The following is a 4,283-nucleotide window of genomic DNA, read 5'->3' as shown; positions in this document are numbered from 1 at the left end:
TCGGAAGGAGCCTCACCCAGCACCCCCGCGTCCATCGAAGGAGTCCCGCCATGCCATCGACCCGCCGCCGCGACACCCCTCCCCCGAGAACCGGGAACAGCGAGACCGAGGTCCTGCGCGGCTTCCTCGACTACTTGCGGACGTCGATCGCGGCGAAGGTCGAGGACGCCCCGGAACCGCAGGTGAGGACGGCCGGTGTACCGTCCGGCACCAACCTGCTCGGCCTGCTCCACCACCTCACGTTCGTCGAGTGCGCGATGTTCCTCGGCGAAAGGGTCCCCGACTGGCAGGCGACGTTCCAGGCCGCACCGGAAGACACCGTGCCCGACGTCGTGGCCCGCTACCGAGAAGCCGTCGAGCGCGCGAACAAGGTGCTCGACAATTGCCCCGACCTCGGCGCCCCGGTCCCCCGACCGGGCAAACCCGCCCCCAGCGTCCGCTGGGCCCTGACCCACATGATCGAGGAAACCGCCCGCCACGCCGGCCACGCAGACATCCTCCGCGAACAAATCGACGCCACAACCGGCCGCTAACCCCGTCTAGCGTGGTTTCATGAGTGAGGCTCAACCCGCGGGTTCGCTGTCCGATGCCGAGTTCACCACGTTCGTGAACCTGCTCCAGCGCTTCAGTGAACACGAGTTGGACCAGTTTCAGCTCTGGCGGCTGAACACCACCTACGACCCGGTTTACATCAACATAGGTCGATACCCCGTGGGCGCATCGCCTCAGAACTACGACGACTTGGACGCCTGGCGCGCGGCCCAGCCTGACTGATCTTATTTCTGCCGGTGGAACGGAACAGGCGGCACGCCCGGTTTCGCAGATCCAGGGCGCGGCCGCCCGGCGTTACGCGAAACGGGACGCCTTGGAACACTGCATGGTCCTACTCGTGGTCGGGGCGGACGGTGTACCAGTTGCCCGCGGGGGTCGTCCATACGAGGACGCCGGGCCAGACATGGTGAAGGTTCCAGCCGGGACTCTGCTTCAGCCTGTGGTGCCTTCTGCACAGTGGGGCGAGGTTGCAGCGGCAGGTAATTCCTGGACGCCAAGGCACGGTGTGGTCGAGGTCGCAGCGGTGGGACGCCCGGTTGCAGGTGGGGAAGACGCAGGTGGCGTGCCGCTCCTCCACCTCGCGTCGCATGCTGGCCGGGGGCCGGTAGCCGGGACGCCCATGACGTTCGGCGTCTCCCTGGCAGAGCGCATCGCGCTGGGACGCGAGCCGCCGGGCGAGTTGCCGTACCGCGAGGTTGACCGCACTGGGTAGGTCCGCACCGGGGGTGCGGTCGCGCAGGTGACCGAGCCGCCGATCGATCATCGCGACCACACCCGACACGCTGAGACCGGCCTCGTCGTCCTGGGCGTTGGCCCGCGTACCCGCGCTGACACCGAGCGGCACGACCACCGCCGCGCTCCCGTCCGGCCCGTCAGCCCCGGCCGCCTCGACGTCCCCCATCGCCCGAACACTGGCGTCACACTCGACTGCCCTGGTCACGGAAGGCACGTCCCGCCCCGGCCGGTGGCGACCGACGCTCCGTCCGCCATCATGCGACGGGGCAACCGGCTCGGTGACCACGATGGGCCATGGTCGCCCGGGGGAGCTGTCCTCGTCCGCGCTCGTTCGCGAGCCGGTAACAACAGCGGGGGCCGACATGGCCGCTCTTGCATCCCCCACCGAGTCCGCCTGCCCACGCAGATGACAAGCCACCAGTTGATCTCGGTCGCTCACGTCGGTGGGCGGCCGGGTGGTCGCTGCGGGCGGCGATTGAACCACTGCCCTTCCGTCCGCAACAGCGCCGACGGCTGGGCCCGTGGCCGTGGTCGAGGCGCGCGGGTGTGGGACGACGACCGCACGACCATCGGGTGGGATGTCATCACGCGCACGAGCGAACCACCCGCCAGCCGCCGCAAGGTCCCCTACGTCGCTCGTCGGCGGATCAGAACCGGAAACGTTCGCGACCACATCGGGTGGGCCCGGAATGGTGGCGAGGCGTCCATGAACTGGTGTGGATGTGGGGCGTGCCACCGAGCTGATGGCCTCTCCCTCGGGGGAAACTCCCGGGCCGGTGAAGGCGGGACGCTGCTCAGCCGCCCTTGCGTCTCCAGCCGAGACGGCGGCGGAGTCGATCACCGCTATGGGATCACTCGGGATCTCCGTCGGCTGGCGACCTTGGAGGGACGTGGCCGTGTGCATGGGCGGCTCGGCCCCAGTGAGGGAGGGCCTCTCAAGTGCAGGGACCTGGGGACGCCCGCCCAGCGAGGGCTGAGGGGCGGTCGCGTGCGGGGGCCGAGCGGGCGCGTTCGCCGTGTAGGGGGTCGAGCCGGACTCAGCGGCCTGGGCGAGGACGATGGCGGCGGCTTCGGGGAGGGGCGCACCGTTGAGCAGGTTCGTGGCCAGGTCGGCGCGGATCATCTGCAGGGGGCGCGTGTCGCCGTCGGCCTTGAGGCCGTGGGCGGCGGCGGTGATCTTGTTGTAGATGCCGTGGGCGTCTTCGGCGGCCAGGTCACATAGGGCCAGGTCGGCGGTGCCGGACGGGGTGTCCCATAGCTCAAGGCGCCGTTGCCGTGCCGCCTCCCGCTTGCGCTCCTTCATGGCTTCCGGGGCCAGCCGGTGAAGGATCCGCCTGATGCGACGCCGCAACTGCCCGGTGGTCTGGGTGGACGCCTTCTCCAGCGCGGCGGCCTCGACACGTCCGGTCACCTGGTCGGGAAGGTTCTCGGTGGTGTCGCAGATGACCCGGGCCTTGGCCATGTCGATACGCCCCGCTTCGAGGGCTTCACCGGTGACGGAAAGCGGACCGGTGAGGCGTTCGGCCAGGTGAACGAGGGTGGCTGCGGCGTTTCCGGTGACGGTCAGCGCGGCGGCGACTTCCTCGGTGACCGCCTCGTGCGCGGTGAGCGTGCGGTAGTCGGAATCACGCGCTTCGTCCACGGCCGTGCGTCGCCGGGTGAGCTCGGCGATGGCGGCCAGCTCGCGGGCCTGGGCCCAAGAGGTTTGCCGACGTGCGGCCGCAGCGACCTGCAGGAGTTCCTCATCGTTCAGATCGGCCAGTTGCTGCTTGCCGCCGGACAGACAGACGGCCAGTTGCGGGCCGGGCGGGAACCACTGCCGGTCTTCCCATTCACGCGCGCCACCCATTATTTCAGGGCCTTCGACAACTTCGAGCTGCATGGACCGAGGTTCACCTCCCATCCGCGTGCGCCCCGAATCAACACCACCAATTCTAGTCGAAGATCACAGCAATCCCCTCAGACAATTCAGACACGCCACATTAATGTCACCACAATTCTGCAGGTCGGCGCTATGGGAAAGGACGCATCTGCGGCCAGCCGTCATCCAACGGCCCCCGGTGGCTGGGCGCGGCTTTATCGGAACGGGGTGGTTGCTGTAGGTGGGCGGCTGAGGTGCCTTCCGCACACAGCAGCGTCCGTTGTCCTAGTTGCCGGTTGCTGTCACGTCGGTCGCGCTGGTCGGGGTGAGGTTTTGTGATCAGGTACGGGCAGCGCGGGGTACGGCACCCAGAGCAGCACGCGCTCCGCGCACGGCATCGACGACCTCAGCCACCGGCCGATCTCGCCGCCCGCTTCTCCGCGCGAAGCGCGGCTCTCCCAGAGCACCCCGCACCCAACCCGCAGATGAATACCCGAACCCAACCGACTACCGCGACCAACGTGACAGCAACCGGCGACCAGGGAAACAGACGCCGCCACCTTCGGGAGGCACCTCAGCCACCCACCCGCAGTCACCACATAGAACCGATAAAAAGGCGACCGCAGCCACGCGCACGACCGAGGGGAAATCACAGGAAGCTAATGCGTCCGCCACCAGAAGCACGCAGAGCTCCACACTATCAACGGGCCGATCCAAGAACTCTTCCGGGATGTCAGCGCTTCAGGCGAGCCATAAGCGCCGCAAACGCACCGCGGGAAATGAGCAACTTCGATCCGTCCGGCTTCTTGGAGCCCCGAACGCCGATGTCGGCGGCATCATCACGCAACTCCGCCGTTTCCGGCGTCACGTGACGACTTACGCCATGCCGTCCTCCCCGAACGCATGTCGTGATGCGACGGAGTAGGTCCGCCGACTGCATTGCCGGCACGGCCACACTGCATTGCCGGCACGGCCACCGGATCAACCGACTCATAGCACAAGAGCCAATGAGGTTTTGTCAGCGACTTTCAGCTGATCCGGCGGTGCTCGAAGAGCGTGAGGACATGCGCGGAGCGGACGAGGTCGCCAATTCTGCCGGGGCTCAGCGTGGTGTGCTTGAGTGCGGTCCAGCGTT

3 protein-coding genes are annotated in these 4,283 nt (G+C 67.9%); 2 read left to right on the top strand and 1 reads right to left on the bottom strand.

Annotated features, from left to right (window positions below; translation table 11 throughout):
* The first annotated feature begins 50 nt into the window (after positions 1-50).
* A complete protein-coding gene (locus E1200_RS31540) occupies positions 51-533 on the top strand; it encodes a DinB family protein (RefSeq protein ID WP_131956036.1) in 483 nt (160 codons plus the stop codon).
* A 19-nt stretch (positions 534-552) separates the two neighbouring features.
* On the top strand, positions 553-774 hold the full coding sequence (locus tag E1200_RS31535; protein WP_131956034.1) for a hypothetical protein: 222 nt from the start codon (positions 553-555) through the stop codon (positions 772-774).
* 109 nt (positions 775-883) lie between these two features.
* On the opposite strand, the gene E1200_RS31530 is transcribed toward E1200_RS31535, so the two are convergent.
* Positions 884-3,169 (bottom strand): HNH endonuclease, encoded by a 2,286-nt coding sequence (locus E1200_RS31530; protein ID WP_165950543.1) that lies wholly within the window; start codon positions 3,167-3,169, stop codon positions 884-886.
* Between the last annotated feature and the right edge of the window lie 1,114 nt (positions 3,170-4,283).

Origin of the sequence: Actinomadura sp. GC306 (genome assembly GCF_004348665.1) — a bacterium.
Classification (GTDB): domain Bacteria; phylum Actinomycetota; class Actinomycetes; order Streptosporangiales; family Streptosporangiaceae; genus Spirillospora.
This window is presented reverse-complemented; position numbering and strand designations above follow the sequence as displayed.

Excerpts from the sequence above, each read along its gene's own strand:
- E1200_RS31535 (WP_131956034.1), top strand. The coding sequence starts at position 553 with ATGAGTGAGGCTCAACCCGCGGGTTCGCTGTCCGATGCCGAGTTCACC.
- E1200_RS31540 (WP_131956036.1), top strand. The coding sequence starts at position 51 with ATGCCATCGACCCGCCGCCGCGACACCCCTCCCCCGAGAACCGGGAAC.
- E1200_RS31530 (WP_165950543.1), bottom strand. The coding sequence starts at position 3,169 with ATGCAGCTCGAAGTTGTCGAAGGCCCTGAAATAATGGGTGGCGCGCGT.